Below are 15,305 nucleotides of genomic sequence, written 5' to 3' on the forward strand. Positions count from 1 at the left end.
GCTTATCGGTGCAAGTGATTGTAGGGCCCGCCGGCATAAACGGGGCCGGCCCGCGCGCCTGTGTGACAATAGATTTTCGCCGGCGCCCGTGCCGGCGTCCCTTTCTCAACCCTTCTTGGTCAAGAAGCCCATCCATGGACAAGCCTTTCGAACCTGCGTTTTCCTTTTCGGAACGCGCTCAGCAGCTCACCAGTTCCGCCATCCGCGAGATCCTCAAGGTCACCGAGCGGCCCGAAGTCATTTCGTTCGCCGGCGGCCTGCCTGCGCCCGGCGGCTTCCCGGTAGAAGTGGTACGCGCTGCGTTCGACAAGGTCCTGTCCACCAACGGGCGCGCCGCGCTGCAGTACGGCCCGACCGAAGGCTACGCGCCGCTGCGCAAGTGGGTCGCCGAAGACCTGACCCGCGCCGGCGCCGACGTGTCGCCCGACCAGGTCCTGATCGTGTCCGGCTCGCAGCAGGCGCTAGACCTGCTGGGCAAGGTGCTGATCGACAAGGACAGCAAGATCCTGGTCGAAGACCCCAGCTACCTGGGCGCGCTGCAATCGTTCAGCCTGTACCAGCCCAAGTACGTGCCGGTGCCCACCGATGACGGCGGCCTGATCCCCGAGGCCATCACGCCCGAGCTGGCCAGCGGCGCGCGCTTCCTCTACGCGCTGCCCAACTTCCAGAACCCCACCGGCCGCACGCTCAACCTGGAACGCCGCATCGCGCTGGTCAAGCGCGCCGCCGAGCTGAACCTGACCATCATCGAAGACGATCCCTACGGCGAGCTGCGCTACGCGGGCGAACCGCAGCCGGGCCTCTTGACGCTGGCCGCCGAATACGGCGCCAACGTCATCCGGCTGGGCACGTTCTCGAAGGTGCTGGCCCCCGGCCTGCGCCTGGGCTTCATCGCCGCCGCGCGCCCCATCATCAACAAGCTGGTGCAAGCCAAGCAGGCGACCGACCTGCACACGCCCACGCTGACGCAGATGGCCGTGTACGAGATCGTCAAGGACGGCTTCCTGGAAGAGCACCTGCCCAACGTGCGCGAGATCTACCGCGCGCAGGGCAGCTGCATGCTGGACGCCATCCAGAAGGAATTCCCGGCCAGCGTCAGCTGGACCAAGCCGGAAGGCGGCATGTTCATCTGGGTCACGCTGCCCGAGCACATGGACAGCGCCAAGCTGCTGGAAAAGGCCATCGCCCAGAACGTGGCCTTCGTGCCGGGCGCGCCGTTCTACAGCAGCGGCGGCCGTGCCAACACCCTGCGCCTGAGCTTCGCCACGGTGCCGGAAGACAAGATCCGCACGGGCATCGCCATTCTCGGCAAGATCCTGAAAGAAGGGTAGGCCCACCCCCGAGGCGCCTACGGCGCTTCCCCCTCAAGGGGGCGCCGCTACGGACCGGCGGAGCCGGATCCGTGCGGCCTGGATCTTGGGCAGCACCTGTTGCATGCAACGTGGCTGCCTCGACTCCAGGGCTACGCGGCATCGAAGTCACGGCCGGGCAGGATGCCCGGCCGTTGTTGTTTTATGCTGTCGGTTTTCTCCCTTCCTCAAGTCCGTGACAGTGAGCGCCTCGCCCCAATCCCCCGTCGACCTCAGCGACATCGTCTTCACCGACTGGGTCGAACGCTGGCTGCCCAAGTCCTGGCGTCCCTATGCCCGCCTGTGCCGGCTGGACCGGCCCATCGGCACCTGGCTGACGCTGCTGCCGTGCATCGCCGCGCTGGTCCAGGCCGCGGGCGGGCTGCCTGACCTGCAACGGCTGATCGTGTTCTCGCTGGGCGCGCTGCTGATGCGCGGCATCGGCTGCACGGTCAACGACATGTGCGACCGCAACTTCGATAAGCACGTCGAGCGCACGCGCTTTCGCCCCCTGACCAGCGGGCAGCTGAGCATGCGCCAGGCGGTGGCGTTCCTGATCGGCCAGCTGCTGGTCTGCGGCTCGCTGCTGTTCTTCCTGAACGACATGAGCCGCTGGCTGGCGGTGGCCGTGCTGCCCTTCGTCTTCGTCTATCCGCTGTGCAAGCGCGTGACCTACTGGCCGCAGGTGGTGCTGGGCATTTGCTTCAACTGGGGCATGCTGATGGCCTGGTCCGACACGCAGAACCACCTGCCGCTGGCCGCCGTGGCCATGTGGCTGGGCGCGGTGCTGTGGCAGGTCGGCTACGACAGCATCTACGCCTACGTGGATGTGCGCGACGACCGCAGCCTGGGCCTGCATTCCACCGCCATGCGTTTCGGCGACCAGGGCAAGCTGTGGATCGGCGGCTTCTACCTGGCCACCGTGGCGCTGTGGGCCTGGGGCGGCTACGCCATCGGCATGTCCTGGGCCTATTACGTCGGCATCGCCGCCGTGGCCCTGCACCTGGCCTGGCAGCTCAAGGTCTTCGACATCCAGCACCCCGCCCGCAACTTCCGCCTGTTCCGCGCCAACCTGTGGCTGGGCGCGCTGTTGATCGCGGCCGCGCTGGCGGGCACCTTGATCCGCTGAGCAATCAGCATCGTCTGAAATCGCGGCCGGCTTTGCGCCGGGCACATTGCCCGGCGCCTCGCGCCGCGCGATGATGAAAGCTCCTTCGATCATCCAGGAGTTTTCCGCATGCGTGCCCTGTTCCCTACGCTCATGACGGCCGCCGCCCTTGCCCTGCTGGCCACGGGCCCCGCCCAGGCGGCCGACTGCTCGGCCGCGCGTGGCTGCGCCGCCAAGTTCTGCCAGATCGAAAACGACATCGCGCAGGCCCAGGCGCACGGCAACAGCCGCCAGGAAGCCGGCCTGCGCCGCGCGCTGGCCGAAGCCAAGGCGCACTGCACCGATAGCCGCCTGCAGAACCAGCGCGAAGCCGACGTGCGCGAGAAACAGAACAAGGTCGCCGAACGCGAAGGCGAACTCAAGCAGGCTCGCGCCAAGGGCAAGCCGGAAAAGATCGACAAGGCCCAGCGCAAGCTGGACGAAGCGCGCGCCGAATACGACGCCGCACTGGCCGACCTGAACCGCTGAACCCGACTGCGCGCAGCGCTTGGCGCCGGCCGGTATTGCCGGTCGGCGCCGCATGGCTGCCGCGGCGCCCGCGCCAGCATTGGCGGCAAGAGGCAAGGCGGCGCTGAACGCGCCGACCGTCGCGCCAGCTTGAAGCCTGCCGGCGGTCATCCAGCCGCCCGCCCCCATCCCTGCGTTCCAACACGACAGAGGCCCGCCCGGCATCGCGGATCCCTTACGTGTCATTCATTGGAAATATCGCCACCTATGGATCCATTTGGTGAAATCTATCTTCATTAGTACAGATTTTGGAAAGATGTTTTCAGGGAATCAGGGTTTATCCGGGGAGACATTGAGCACAGAATGCATCTCATCGGGACACAGCAAGCGAACCCCCCGCAATCAGGCCCGAGGTTCGGATCCCAAGCTCAAGACAAATGGAGGTCTGCTATGAAAACCCTTGCTACCGCTTTGATGCTGTCCATGTCCGTCATCGCCGCCGGCGCCCAAGCCGCTGAAACGGGCCCGTCGCGCGCCCAGGTCCAGGCCGAGCTGCAACAAGCCAAGGTCTCGGGTCAATACACCTTCGGCGAAGAAGGCTACCCCGCCCCCATCGCCCAGGCATCGAGCCTGAGCTCGCAGCAAGTGCAAGCCCAGCTGGCTGAAGCCAAGACCGCCGGCGTCGTCACCTTCGGCAACCTGGACTACCCGCCCGTCGCTCAATCGCACGCCAGCACGCTGAGCCGCGCCGAAGTCCAGAACGAACTGGCCCAAGCCAAGACGGCCGGCCTGGTGACCTACGGCAACCTGGACTACCCGCCCCTGGGCAGCTGATCCAACCGCCGCGCGTCGGACCTTCCCTCACGGGTCCGGCCCAGGCGCAGCGAAGCCCTTCCGCCGCAAGGCGGAAGGGCTTTTTTTTGTCGATTTGATGTCTGATTTCGTCGAAACAACGTTACATATAGCCGTTACGGCGTTTTGTGCTCTACAAATCGACAGCCCCCAGGCATAGCATGAGGCCATCCCAACCCGCTCCCTATCCGCAGGAGACGCCTCATGTCCACCGCCACCAAACCCGTCCTGTTGCTGGGCGCCGGAAAAATCGGTTTCGCCATCGCCCTGATGCTGGAACGCAGCGGCGACTATTCGGTCCTGGTGACCGACCAGGATCCGGCCCGGCTCGCCGCCGTGGCCGAACTGGGCTGTGAAACCCGGTTGATCCCGGATGACGACGCGCTGGCGCGCGCCATCGAAGGCCGCCATGCGGTGCTCAACGCCTTGCCTTTCCACCGCGCGATCGCGGTCGCGGGCCTGTGCGCCAAGGCCGGCGTGCACTATTTCGACCTGACCGAGGACGTAGCCAGCACCCACGCCATCCAGGCGCTGGCGGCCGACGCGCGCAGCGTGCTCATGCCGCAATGCGGCCTGGCGCCCGGCTTCATCGGCATCGTCGGCAACGCGCTGGCGCGCCGCTTCGACACGCTGCTGGACCTGCGCATGCGCGTGGGCGCGCTGCCGCGCTATCCGTCCAACAGCCTGCGCTACAACCTGACGTGGAGCACGGAAGGGCTGATCAACGAATACTGCAATCCCTGCGAGGCCATCGTCGACGGCCAGCTCAGCAGCGTGCCCGCGCTGGAAGGCTATGAGACCTTCGCGCTGGACGGCGTCGAGTACGAAGCCTTCAACACCTCCGGCGGACTGGGCACCCTGCCCGCCACCCTGCTGGGCCGCGCGCGCAACGTGGACTACAAGTCGGTGCGCTACCCGGGCCACTGCAATCTGATGAAGCTGCTGCTCAACGACCTGCGGCTGCGCGACCGGCGCGACCTGCTCAAGGACATCTTCGAGACCGCCATCCCCACCACCGAGCAGGACGTGATCGTGATCCTGGCCTCGGCCAGCGGCCACCGCCACGGCCGGCTGGAAGAAGAGTCGTATCCGATCCGCGTGTTCGGCGCCGATGTGGACGGCCACCGGCTCAGCGCCATCCAGCTCTCGACCGCCGCCGGCATCTGCGCGGCGTTGGACCTGGTGACGCAGGGCGCGCTGCCGCAACGCGGTTTTGTCGGGCAGGAGATGATCGCGCTGGAGAACCTGCTGCAGAACCGCTTTGGCCGCGTCTATGCCGGCAAGCCCCTGGCCCTGGACAGCGCGGTATTGAACGACCGCTGACATCCAGCGTCACGACATTCGCCAGGCGGCTGCAATCCGGCGCCTGGCGAATGCCGCAAGCCGGAGCGCAACCCTTCGCGCGCCGACCTAGGCCCAGCCCTCCAGCCGCCGCGTCGCGCGCACCAGGCGCTGCTCTTCCTGCTCGATGTCCGCCAGGCTCTGGCGCACGCTGTCCACGTGCTCGGCGGCGGCGCGCCGGGCCTGCTCGGGCTGACGCGCGATCACGGCGTTGTACAGGCGCGCATGCTGCCGGTCGATGAGTTTTTTTTCCGGCTCGCGGTGATAAAGATTGTTGACGCAAGCGAAGACCGAGCCCAGCAGCAGGTCGGTCAGCGATTGCAGCGTATGCACCAGCACCGGATTGTGCGAGGCCTCGCAGATCGCGCGGTGGAAGGCGTGGTCCAGATGCGCGTGCGTGGCGGCGTCGGTCTCGATGCCCTGGGAGGCCATCATCTCATCATAGCGCCGGCGGATCATGATGAAGTCTGCCTCGGTGCCGCGCAGCGCGGCCAGCCGGGCGGACTCGGCCTCCAGCAGCGAACGCACCTCAAGTAGGTCATACAGCGTGCGCGGCTGCGAGTTGAACAGGTGCATCAGCGGCCCGGCGTCCACCTTGGAGATCTGGGCCACGAACGAGCCCTTGCCCTGCGAGGTATGGATGATCTCGCGCGCGCGCAGCAGCTTCAGGCCTTCGCGCAGCGCCGTGCGCGACACGCCCAGCTTCTCGGTCAAACGCCGTTCCGACGGCAGGGCCTGGCCGGCCTTGAGCACGCCGTCCAGGATCAGGCGCTCGATGCGCTCGGCCACTTCGTCCGCCACCTGGCGGGGTTTTTCTTCGGTTTCCGCGTACATGCCTACTCCGGACCAGTGGTATGACCAAGCGATCGTCGGGCACGATCGCCTTGCATCAGCCCTCTGTAAGTTGCTGATATGAAACCATAAAAAATCGATTTTTGCCCAAGCAGGCGTAAACAAACTGGTATGACCAGCGGGTTTTCGTATGGACATCGGCACGCGCGCGGACGATCATGTGCGATGACCGATCCGTCCGGCGCCTCTCGCGGCGCCGTCCAGCCATACCCCTCAGTCAGAGATCAGCATGACGCAACGCATCGAGCATCACGGCCTGCAAGTGGCGGCCAATCTCAACCAGTTCATCGAACAGGAAGCCCTGCCCGGCACCGGCCTGGACGCCGCCAGCTTCTGGCAAGGCTTCTCGGCGCTGGTGCATGACCTGGCGCCGAAGAACCGCGCCCTGCTGGCCGAACGCGACCGCCTGCAGGCCGAGCTGGACGCCTGGCACCGCGCGCATCCCGGCCCCATCGCCGACCCGGCCGCCTACCGCAAATTCCTGGAGGATATCGGCTACCTGCTGCCGCAACCCGCCCAGGTGCGCGCCACCACCGAAAACGTCGATACCGAGATCTCGCAGCAGGCCGGTCCGCAGCTGGTGGTGCCGGTATCGAATCCACGCTACGCGCTCAACGCCGCCAACGCCCGCTGGGGCAGCCTGTACGACGCGCTGTACGGCACTGACGCCATTCCGGCCACGCCCGGCGATGACGGCAAGGGCTACAACCCCGAGCGCGGCCGCGCCGTGATCGCGCGCTCCCGCGCCTTCCTCGATTCGGCCGCACCGCTGGCGCAGGGCTCGCACGCCGACGCCACCGGCTACGCCATCGACCAGGGCCAGCTGCGCGTGACGCTGGCCAGCGGCGCCACGACGCTGAAGTCGCCGTCGCAGCTCATCGGCTACCAGGGCCAGGCCGACGCGCCGTCGGCCGTGCTGCTCAAGAACAACGGCCTGCATTTTGAAATCCAGGTCGACCGCGGCCACGCCATCGGCGCCACCGACGCCGCCGGCGTCAAGGACGTGCTGCTCGAGGCCGCGCTCACCACCATCATGGACTGCGAGGATTCGGTCGCGGCGGTGGACGCCGAGGACAAGGTCCATATCTACCGCAACTGGCTCGGCCTGATGAAGGGCGACCTGACCGAACAGGTCAGCAAGGGCGGCAAGACCTTCACCCGCAAGCTCAACGCCGACCGCCAGTACACGCGGCCGGACGGCTCGGCGCTGACGCTGCACGGCCGCTCGCTGATGTTCGTGCGCAACGTCGGTCACCTGATGACCAACCCCGCCGTGCTGGACCGCGAGGGCCGCGAGATTCCCGAAGGCATCCTGGACGCCGTGGTCACCAGCCTGGCTGCGCTGCAGGATCGCAAGAACAAGCTCAACTCCCGCACCGGCTCGGTCTACATCGTCAAGCCCAAGATGCACGGCCCCGTCGAAGCCGCCTTCGCCAGCGAGATCTTCGACCGCGTCGAAGACCTACTGGGCCTGCCGCGCCACACGCTCAAGATGGGCATCATGGACGAGGAACGCCGCACCAGCATCAACCTCAAGGCCTGCATCGCGGCCGCCGCGCCGCGCGTGGCCTTCATCAATACCGGCTTCCTGGACCGCACCGGCGACGAGATGCACTCCAGCATGGAAGCCGGCCCGATGCTGCGCAAGGGCGACATGAAGTCCACCGCCTGGATCGCGGCCTATGAACGCAACAACGTGCTGGTGGGCCTGGACACGGGCCTGCGCGGCCGCGCCCAGATCGGCAAGGGCATGTGGGCCATGCCCGACCTGATGGCCGCCATGCTCGAGCAAAAGATCGCGCATCCCAAGGCCGGCGCCAACACCGCCTGGGTGCCCTCGCCCACGGCCGCCACGCTGCATGCGCTGCACTACCACCAGGTCGACGTGCAAGCCGTCCAGCAGGAGCTCGAACGCATCCGCCTGACCGACGTGCGCGACGAATTGCTCGGCGGACTGCTGACCGTGCCGGTCGGAGGTCGCGGCAAGTGGTCGGCGGCCGATATCCAACAGGAGCTGGACAACAACGTGCAAGGCATCCTGGGCTATGTGGTGCGCTGGATCGACCAGGGCGTGGGCTGCTCCAAGGTGCCCGACATCCATAACGTCGGCCTGATGGAAGACCGAGCCACGCTGCGCATCTCCAGCCAGCACATCGCCAACTGGCTGCGCCACGGCGTGACGCAGCGCGAGCAGGTCATGGAGACCTTCCAGCGCATGGCCAAGGTGGTGGACGGCCAGAACGCCGGCGATCCGCTGTATCGTCCGATGGCCGGCCATTTCGATACCTCGCTGGCCTTCAAGGCGGCCTGCGCGCTGGTCTTCGAAGGGCTGACCCAGCCCAACGGCTACACCGAGCCGTTGCTGCACAAGTACCGCCAGGAGTTCAAGGCCGCGCAGGCCTGAGCGACGGCGCAATGGCCCAACAGCCGGACGGCGCGAGCTGTCCGGCTTTTTTGTCGGCCAGCGTCCCGGCGCCGATCGCCGCCGCGTTGCGTCTCCTCTGCCCCCCACCCGCCGGGCGCCTCGCATTGCCAAGGCCGTGCGTCGTGCCTGCTGTCCGCTCCCAACCGCCCCTATTTAAAGTCCTGCTTTTTTAGCACGGTCGTGCTAAATTTTGCCCATGCCTGCCAAAACGGAAAAAAGCGAACTCACCTACGCGGCCATCGTCGACGCCGCGCTGGACCTGGCCGCCGCCCAGGGGCTGGAGAGCCTGTCGCTGGGACAGGTCGCCAAGCACCTGGGCATCAGCAAGAGCGGCGTTTTCTCGCGCGTGGGCTCGCGCGAAGCGCTGCTGCAAGCCGTGCTGGATGAATATGACCGCCGCTTCGTCGCCGCCGTGTTCACCCCGGCGCTGGAACAGCCTCGCGGCCTGCCGCGCATGAACGCGATGGTGACGCACTGGATAGACCGTGCTTGCAACGTGGAGACGCTGACCGGCTGCATCTACGTGGCTGGCGCCTTCGAATACGACGACCGCGAATCGCCATTGCGGCCGCTGCTGGAAAACAATGTGCGACGGTGGCGCGCGGCGCTGGTGCGCACCGCCGGGCAGGCGCTGGAAGCTGGCCATCTGCGGCCCGACACCGACCCGGAACAGCTGGTGTTCGAGATCTACAGCCTGATGGTGGGCCTGATGCACGACGCACGTTTCCTGCGCGATCCGCAGGCCCACGAGCGGGTGCGCAGGGCGTATGAACGATTGATCTCCACCTATCGCAGTTTCAGCTACATCGAGTAAGACCCAACCTGCGCCGGCCCGTGCCGGCGTTTCTCGCAACTAATTTCGCACGATCGTGCGAATTTATGAAGGATAGCGCCATGTGGATTCTTGTGATCATCGTCGTCCTCGCGGTGCTGACGCAGGCCTGGCGTGCGCTGCGCGCGCTCTCTCGTCAGCTGCCGGATCGACCGGAACACCTGGTGCTGTTCTGACGCATGGCGCGCATCCCGTTCTATATTGCAGGGACTCCTCCTCCGAACCGCGTCATGTCCCGTTCCGTACAGCTGCTGATCGTCGATCCGCAAAATGATTTTTGCGACCTTCCCGATGCCTACCTGCCCGTCGATCCGCTCAGCCGGCAGCCCGTGAAACCGGCGCTGCCCGTGGCCGGCGCGCACGCCGACATGCAACGGCTGGCCCGCTTCATCGATGCCGCCGCGCCCGCGCTCACCGCCATCACGGTGACGCTGGATTCACATCATCGCCTGGACATCGCGCACCCGACCTTCTGGCGCACCGGAGACGGCCGGCCGGTGGCGCCCTTCACGTCCATTACCGTCGCGCAGGTACGCGCGGGCGATTTCCTGCCCCGCCACGACGACGATCTGCCGCGCACGCTGGCCTATCTGCAGGAACTGGAAACACGCGGCCGCTACACGCTGATGGTGTGGCCGATCCACTGCGAGATCGGCAGCTGGGGCCACAACGTCCATGCCGACGTGCGCGCGGCCTATAACCGCTGGGAAGACGCGGGCCAACACATCGTGCGCAAGGTGCCCAAGGGCACCAATCCCTGGACCGAGCACTACAGCGCGCTGATGGCCGAGGTGCCGGACCCGGACGATCCGCGCACCCAGCTCAATCGCGGCCTGCTCCATGCGCTGGACCGCGCCGAATTGCTGCTGATCGCTGGCGAGGCGGGCAGCCATTGCGTCAAGGCCACGGTCGAAGATCTGGCCCAGCACCTGCCGGGCGGCAAGCTGTCGCGCGTCGTGCTGCTGACGGATTGCATGAGCCCGGTACCGGGCTTCAACGCTGGGCAGACCGCCTTTCTGCAGCGCATGCGCGAACTGGGCATGCAGACCCGCGGCAGCATGGACGTGCTGCAATCGCTGCGCTAGGTGGCCCGCCGTCCGGACCGGCAGCGCCAATGAACACGGCCGCGAGCATGCGCATCGCGGCCGGGATCAGGGAAGAACGGGACGGTAGCGGCGCGCCGCGCCTCAGTCCTTGCACGGCACGTAGAGCGCGCCGATGGCCTCGCAGAATGCCGGCGGCTGCTGGAACAGGCGTGACACCAGCATGCAGCCCTGCACGGTGGCGAACACCGCGCGGCCAGCCGATTCGGCGGTGCCGTTGAATTTCAGGGTGCCCTGCGCCTTGCCCTCGGCCAGCACGCGCGCCAGCCAGGCTTCGTGCGCGCGGAAAAATCCTTGCAACGCGCCGCGCACCCGATCCGGCAGCGTCATGACTTCGGCGGCCAGCATGCCGCCCAGGCACAACTCGCCCGAATCACAGGCGCGCGACTCCATCAGCGACAGGTAGGCCTCGAGCTGCGCGCGCGCGGGCAGGGACTGGTCGATGGCGCGCAAGGCCGCCAACGCGCGGGCGCTGTATGCCTCGACCGCTTCGTACAGCAGGTCGTCCTTGCCAGGAAAGTAGTAATGGATGCTGGACGTCTTCACGCCCACATGCTCGGCCAGGTCGCGATAACTGAAACCGTTGCAGCCGCGCGTGCGGATCAGCTTTTCGGCGTGGGCCAGCAATTGGTCGCGGGTATTCGCCGAGGAAGCGGCCGGAGACTTGGCGGAGGTCGGGGTATCCATGGCTGAATATTACCTACTAATAGATCGGTTCGTCATCGTCGTAAACGCTACGCGTTCGATCTGCAAAACAGCGCACCCGCGAGCCCCGGCCAGGATAGCCATCCCGCCCCCCGAGGCTCGCGCTTGCTTGCATGGTACTCAGCCTTGCACAGGCGGGTAATCCAGTTCACCGCTTTCGGTCAGGCCTTGCGCACGGGCGGCAGCCAGCTCTTGCTGCACCTGGGCGCGGGTCTTGTCGCCGGCTTGGGCGTAGGCGGTGGCGGGATAACCTTCTTCACCGGACACCAGCTCGCCGTTGGCGCGGGCCGCCGCCAGCTCCTGCTGGACCTGGACACGGGTCAGGCTGCTCTGCGTATCCGGGGCGGGCGGATAGTCCAGCTCGCCGGCGTAGGCCGAACCCATGAACGTGGCGGAAAGAATCAGGGCGGAAACAAGGGTCTTCATGAGGGATCTCCGGTAAGCGGGTTGCGCATGATTGGGCGCATGAAACTATCTATTTATAGATAGGTATCAAGAGAAATGATCAGCCGTGAACGGGCGGGTAGTCCAGCTCACCGCTTTCGGTCAGGCCTTGCGCACGGGCGGCAGCCAGCTCTTGCTGCACCTGGGCGCGGGTCTTGTCGCCGGTCTGGGCGAACGTGGCGACGGCGTAGCCTTCTTCTCCCGACACCAGCTCGCCGTTGGCGCGGGCCGCGGCCAGCTCTTGCTGGACCTGGGCGCGCGTCACGCTGCTATGCGTGTCCAGCGCGGGCGGATAGTCCAGCTCGCCGGCCTGGGCGGCGCCGATGAAGGAAGCGGAAAGGATCAGGGCGGATACGAGGGTCTTCATGAGGAATCTCCGGTTGGAATCTGGTCTTGCTGTTGCTCGGCTATCTACTTATAGATAGATAAATGGGGTAAAAAAATTTGCTGCTAGCCACTGTATTTCTGGATTCGACCTTGCGGGCTTGTTCAGTCCGCTGCGTCGATGGATGAATATTACCTACTAGTAGATAGATAATGCAAGCAGCTATTATGAAACAGCATATTTCACCAATGCCGACGCGCCAGACAGGCCTCAGATGAACAGGTCCTGGATCCAGAACGTGGCGGCGCCCAACGCGAACCATCCGATGGGCCACAGGCGGCTGGGCCGCGGCAGATCAAGCGCCTCCAGGTACACAGCCTGTGTCTGCGCGACAAAACGCGACAATCCAAACTCGGCCAGCGCCCTGGCGCGCGCGGCCTCGCCCATGACCTCAAGCGCCTCGGGTTCGCGCAGCGCCTCGCGCAGCACCTCCGACACCGCTGTCGGCGCGCACGCCGGCACGACCCAGCCGTCCACGCCGTCTTCCACATTTTCCGGCAGGCCGCCGACATCGCTCACCACCACGGGCAAGCCCATGGCCATCATTTCGCGGCAGGCGAAGGAAATGGTCTCCAGGCGGGACGACAATACGAAACCCAGGTCCAACGCCGCCAGGAATGGCCGCACATCGTCAAGCAAGCCGACGAAGGTCGCGCGATCCTGCATCCCCAGCGACTCGACGTAACGCAACCGGTCCTCGTTGGGCGGCTCGCCCGCGATCAGCACCACGATCCGCCTGCGCAGCGCACCGGGCAACATGGCCACGGCTTCCAGCATGTCCGGCCAGTTCTTGTACACGGCGGTGCCGGCGTTGCTGCCGACCACCAGGCAGCCTGCCTGCGATGGCCTCAGCCAGCGCTCGCGGGAGAGCGCCTTTTCCTCTGGCGTGGCCGGCGTGAAATAGTCCACGTCGACCCCGTTCTTCACCGTGCGCAAGCCACAGCCGGCGTAGTGAGAGCGCATCAGGCCGCGCCGGGTATGTTCGCTGACGCAGATCACGCGATCCGTGGCCAGGCGAGCCCGCAACGCCGCGCCCAGGCTGCGCCCGGAACGCGAAGTGTGCTGCGTGTAGACGATCGCCGGACGCCCACCCCGCAGTCCCATGCTCGCCAGCATGCAAAGCCGGTGATCGGCCGCGCCGTTCACATGCACCAGGTCAAAGCGCTCGATCTTCAGCAACGCGCGCATGCGCCGGATCCGGGGCCAGGCAGAGAGCAATCCGCCCTTGAACTCCATCGGCACGACACGCACGCCCGGCATGCCCGAGGCTTCCAGAAACAGGCGGCTGCCGGCCGGCGCGGCAACCACGATGTCGTGCGCGGCCCGCAGCGCCCGCACCAGCGACAGTACGTAGGTGGTATGGCCGCCGCCGTCGGCCTGGTGGAAATTGGTATAGAGAATGCGCATGAAGTGGCCTTGAACGAACGAGGATTGCCGCCGCGCGGCGGGTCAGGACGGAAGCGCGTGCCGTTTCAGCGTCGTCCAATGGCGCTTGGGAAACACGCTCTCGTCCAGGGCGCTGCCGGGCGACAGGTTGTAGATCCGCAGGCCGCGCGCGCCGAGCAACCGGCTGGCGTCGCGAAAGGCAGGCCGGATGTGTGAGTCGAACTGCCTGTCCAGCGCGCTCGGCAGGCGCGCATCGGCGGACTCGTAGAAACGCGGCGAAACACTCGCTCCGCGCAGGTCCAGACCATGCAGATAGAGCGTGCGAAATCCCAACCAGACCAGCAGTTGCAAGGCGCTATAGGCCACCGTGCCGCCGCCGAAGAGCCCTCGGGCCGGATCCAGGCTGAAACCCAGCGGATGGATCGGCGCATGGGCGTCGAACAACACCAGATCCGGGTCGTCACGCAGCGTCCTCGCCAATTGTTCCGGCTGCGCGCGGGGCAGGTACGCGCGCTGGTGCACTTCTTCGAAGACCGCGATGCGGCAACGAATGTCGTCCGGAGAAAACAGCTGCGCGATCCCGCGTAGCACCTCCGGCGTGACGAACAGCAGCAGGTCTTGCGCCAGCACGTCGGCGACCAGGTCGCGGCGGCGCGACACGAAGCCGGCGTCCAACATCGCGTAATAGGCGAAACGCAGGTGCGGATGGCTGCGCCGCAGCGCGATCGAACCGTTCACGCCCATCACCGCGGGCAGGTCCAGTTCGGAGTAGCCGATATCGGCCACCGACGGACCGCTCAGGATCAGGTGGGCGACATCGCCCGCGGGACGCCGGATGCTGGAGAAGGCGGTCTGGACGGGCGTGACGCCCCAACGCATGGCGCAACGCGCCAGCCTTCCCTGGCCATCGCGCTCGATGCGCAACAGCGGCCACAGCACCTGGTTATGGCGCAGCGCGCGCGAGTGGGTCCAGCGGTACAGGTTGCGCAGGATCCTGGCCACGGCGCGGCTGGCCAGCAGGCGCTGCGCGATGGACCGGGATTGCCCGGCAGCCGGCGACGCAGAGGTCTTCACAGGCCGTCCTTGCCATAGCGGCGAGGCCGGCGCAGGACATGAGGATCAGGCATGGAACGCGTAGCAGTCTCGAATGGGGGCCGCCGGCTTGCCGGCGAATCCGAAACACTCTACGCAGGGTCCGGTGACATGAGCCGAACTCGGGGATTACGTTTTGGCAAGGGAATACGGGCTACCCGAGCCAGACTTGTCCACAGTGAATACACAGCGTTTCCACAGGCTACCCACCGCCTTGCCCACAGGGATATGCACAGGCAGTCTCCGCCGCTCGTCAGGGCAATAAAAAACCCGGCAAGTCATCGACTTGCCGGGTTTGGAGAATGCGACCGTATGACGTTCAGAACGGAATATCGTCGTCCATGTCCGCCAGGTTGGCGCCGCTGCTGGCCGGGGCGGCCTGCGGAGCGGGACGCTGCTGCGGCGCCGGGCGCGGGGCCGGCGCGGCGCGCTGCTGGCGCGGGGCTTCGTCGAAGCCGCCACCGCCGCCGTAGCTGCCGCCGCCGCCTTCGCCGCCCTCGCGGCCGCCCAGCATCTGCATCTGGTCGGCGACGATTTCGGTGCTGTAGCGATCGGCGCCGGTGTCCTTGTCCTGCCACTTGCGGGTCTTCAGGCGGCCTTCGATGTAGACCGAACGGCCCTTCTTCAGGTATTCGCCGGCGATTTCAGCCAGGCGGTTGTACATGACCACGCGGTGCCACTCGGTTTCCTCGCGGCGTTCGCCGGAGGCCTTGTCCTTCCATTGGGAGGTGGTGGCGATGGACACGTTGCAGATTGCCGCCCCGTCCGGGCTGTAGCGGACTTCCGGGTCGCGACCCAGGTTGCCGACGAGTATGACTTTGTTGACCGATGCCATGCCGATGTCCCTCTGTTGTTGGCCTTGCGCCCACGCGTTGCCGCGAGCGCGCCGGCAACAACATAAAAAAACGATGTTGAAGACCGGCT

15 protein-coding genes are annotated in these 15,305 nt (G+C 66.3%); 8 read left to right on the forward strand and 7 right to left on the reverse strand.

Features of this window, described 5'->3' with window-relative positions; all coding sequences use genetic code 11:
- Positions 1-134: 134 nt before the first annotated feature.
- The 5 genes from C2U31_RS04060 (at position 135) to C2U31_RS04080 (ending at position 5,139) form a co-directional block, all read left to right on the forward strand.
- The gene (locus C2U31_RS04060) at positions 135-1,331 is read left to right on the forward strand and encodes a PLP-dependent aminotransferase family protein (RefSeq protein WP_103271677.1); all 1,197 of its coding nucleotides are present in this window, start codon (positions 135-137) and stop codon (positions 1,329-1,331) included.
- Between the two features lie 220 nt (positions 1,332-1,551).
- Positions 1,552-2,478 carry a 4-hydroxybenzoate octaprenyltransferase gene (gene ubiA, locus C2U31_RS04065; RefSeq protein WP_103271678.1) on the forward strand — a complete coding sequence of 309 codons (927 nt, stop codon included), beginning with the start codon at positions 1,552-1,554 and terminating at the stop codon, positions 2,476-2,478.
- A gap of 108 nt (positions 2,479-2,586) precedes the next feature.
- Positions 2,587-2,985: a DUF1090 domain-containing protein gene (locus C2U31_RS04070; RefSeq protein WP_103271679.1), complete on the forward strand. Its 399-nt coding sequence runs from the start codon at positions 2,587-2,589 to the stop codon at positions 2,983-2,985.
- A 429-nt stretch (positions 2,986-3,414) separates the two neighbouring features.
- Positions 3,415-3,798, forward strand: a complete 384-nt coding sequence (locus C2U31_RS04075; protein WP_103271680.1) for a DUF4148 domain-containing protein — start codon at positions 3,415-3,417, stop codon at positions 3,796-3,798.
- A 222-nt stretch (positions 3,799-4,020) separates the two neighbouring features.
- Positions 4,021-5,139 carry a saccharopine dehydrogenase family protein gene (locus C2U31_RS04080; protein WP_103271681.1) on the forward strand — a complete coding sequence of 373 codons (1,119 nt, stop codon included), beginning with the start codon at positions 4,021-4,023 and terminating at the stop codon, positions 5,137-5,139.
- Between the two features lie 87 nt (positions 5,140-5,226).
- Here C2U31_RS04080 and glcC read toward each other — a convergent pair whose 3' ends face one another.
- Entirely contained in the window at positions 5,227-5,991 is a 765-nt protein-coding gene (gene glcC / locus C2U31_RS04085) for a transcriptional regulator GlcC (protein ID WP_103271682.1), read from the reverse strand.
- Positions 5,992-6,238: 247 nt separating this feature from the next.
- On the opposite strand from glcC, the gene C2U31_RS04090 reads away from it, so the two are divergent.
- The 3 genes from C2U31_RS04090 (at position 6,239) to C2U31_RS04100 (ending at position 10,351) form a co-directional block, all read left to right on the forward strand.
- Entirely contained in the window at positions 6,239-8,413 is a 2,175-nt protein-coding gene (locus C2U31_RS04090; RefSeq protein ID WP_103271683.1) for a malate synthase G, read from the forward strand.
- Between the two features lie 217 nt (positions 8,414-8,630).
- The gene (locus tag C2U31_RS04095) at positions 8,631-9,248 is read left to right on the forward strand and encodes a TetR/AcrR family transcriptional regulator (RefSeq protein WP_103271684.1); all 618 of its coding nucleotides are present in this window, start codon (positions 8,631-8,633) and stop codon (positions 9,246-9,248) included.
- Between the two features lie 248 nt (positions 9,249-9,496).
- Positions 9,497-10,351, forward strand: coding sequence for a cysteine hydrolase (locus C2U31_RS04100; protein WP_103271685.1), 855 nt, complete (start codon positions 9,497-9,499; stop codon positions 10,349-10,351).
- 102 nt (positions 10,352-10,453) lie between these two features.
- On the opposite strand, the gene C2U31_RS04105 is transcribed toward C2U31_RS04100, so the two are convergent.
- The 6 genes from C2U31_RS04105 to ssb all read right to left on the reverse strand — a co-directional run bounded on the left by C2U31_RS04105 (position 10,454) and on the right by ssb (position 15,216).
- The gene (locus tag C2U31_RS04105; RefSeq protein ID WP_103271686.1) at positions 10,454-11,056 is read right to left on the reverse strand and encodes a TetR/AcrR family transcriptional regulator; all 603 of its coding nucleotides are present in this window, start codon (positions 11,054-11,056) and stop codon (positions 10,454-10,456) included.
- A 138-nt stretch (positions 11,057-11,194) separates the two neighbouring features.
- Positions 11,195-11,500: a DUF4148 domain-containing protein gene (locus C2U31_RS04110; RefSeq protein ID WP_103271687.1), complete on the reverse strand. Its 306-nt coding sequence runs from the start codon at positions 11,498-11,500 to the stop codon at positions 11,195-11,197.
- 79 nt (positions 11,501-11,579) lie between these two features.
- Positions 11,580-11,885, reverse strand: coding sequence for a DUF4148 domain-containing protein (locus C2U31_RS04115; protein WP_103271688.1), 306 nt, complete (start codon positions 11,883-11,885; stop codon positions 11,580-11,582).
- A gap of 228 nt (positions 11,886-12,113) precedes the next feature.
- Complete coding sequence (locus tag C2U31_RS04120; RefSeq protein WP_103271689.1) at positions 12,114-13,310, reverse strand: glycosyltransferase; 1,197 nt, start codon at positions 13,308-13,310, stop codon at positions 12,114-12,116.
- Positions 13,311-13,352: 42 nt separating this feature from the next.
- Positions 13,353-14,363, reverse strand: coding sequence for a hypothetical protein (locus C2U31_RS04125; protein WP_233772641.1), 1,011 nt, complete (start codon positions 14,361-14,363; stop codon positions 13,353-13,355).
- A gap of 337 nt (positions 14,364-14,700) precedes the next feature.
- Entirely contained in the window at positions 14,701-15,216 is a 516-nt protein-coding gene (gene ssb, locus C2U31_RS04130) for a single-stranded DNA-binding protein (RefSeq protein ID WP_103271690.1), read from the reverse strand.
- Positions 15,217-15,305 lie beyond the last annotated feature (89 nt).

This window comes from Achromobacter sp. AONIH1 (assembly GCF_002902905.1).
In the GTDB taxonomy this organism is placed as follows: Bacteria; Pseudomonadota; Gammaproteobacteria; order Burkholderiales; family Burkholderiaceae_B; genus Achromobacter.

Bases quoted from the DNA above. Each gene is read 5' to 3' on its own strand.
- C2U31_RS04120 (WP_103271689.1), bottom strand. From the start codon at position 13,310: ATGCGCATTCTCTATACCAATTTCCACCAGGCCGACGGCGGCGGCCAT.
- C2U31_RS04110 (WP_103271687.1), bottom strand. From the start codon at position 11,500: ATGAAGACCCTTGTTTCCGCCCTGATTCTTTCCGCCACGTTCATGGGT.
- C2U31_RS04100 (WP_103271685.1), top strand. From the start codon at position 9,497: ATGTCCCGTTCCGTACAGCTGCTGATCGTCGATCCGCAAAATGATTTT.
- ssb (WP_103271690.1), bottom strand. From the start codon at position 15,216: ATGGCATCGGTCAACAAAGTCATACTCGTCGGCAACCTGGGTCGCGAC.
- C2U31_RS04070 (WP_103271679.1), top strand. From the start codon at position 2,587: ATGCGTGCCCTGTTCCCTACGCTCATGACGGCCGCCGCCCTTGCCCTG.
- C2U31_RS04075 (WP_103271680.1), top strand. From the start codon at position 3,415: ATGAAAACCCTTGCTACCGCTTTGATGCTGTCCATGTCCGTCATCGCC.
- C2U31_RS04105 (WP_103271686.1), bottom strand. From the start codon at position 11,056: ATGGATACCCCGACCTCCGCCAAGTCTCCGGCCGCTTCCTCGGCGAAT.
- C2U31_RS04090 (WP_103271683.1), top strand. From the start codon at position 6,239: ATGACGCAACGCATCGAGCATCACGGCCTGCAAGTGGCGGCCAATCTC.
- C2U31_RS04115 (WP_103271688.1), bottom strand. From the start codon at position 11,885: ATGAAGACCCTCGTATCCGCCCTGATCCTTTCCGCTTCCTTCATCGGC.
- C2U31_RS04080 (WP_103271681.1), top strand. From the start codon at position 4,021: ATGTCCACCGCCACCAAACCCGTCCTGTTGCTGGGCGCCGGAAAAATC.
- C2U31_RS04095 (WP_103271684.1), top strand. From the start codon at position 8,631: ATGCCTGCCAAAACGGAAAAAAGCGAACTCACCTACGCGGCCATCGTC.
- glcC (WP_103271682.1), bottom strand. From the start codon at position 5,991: ATGTACGCGGAAACCGAAGAAAAACCCCGCCAGGTGGCGGACGAAGTG.
- C2U31_RS04060 (WP_103271677.1), top strand. From the start codon at position 135: ATGGACAAGCCTTTCGAACCTGCGTTTTCCTTTTCGGAACGCGCTCAG.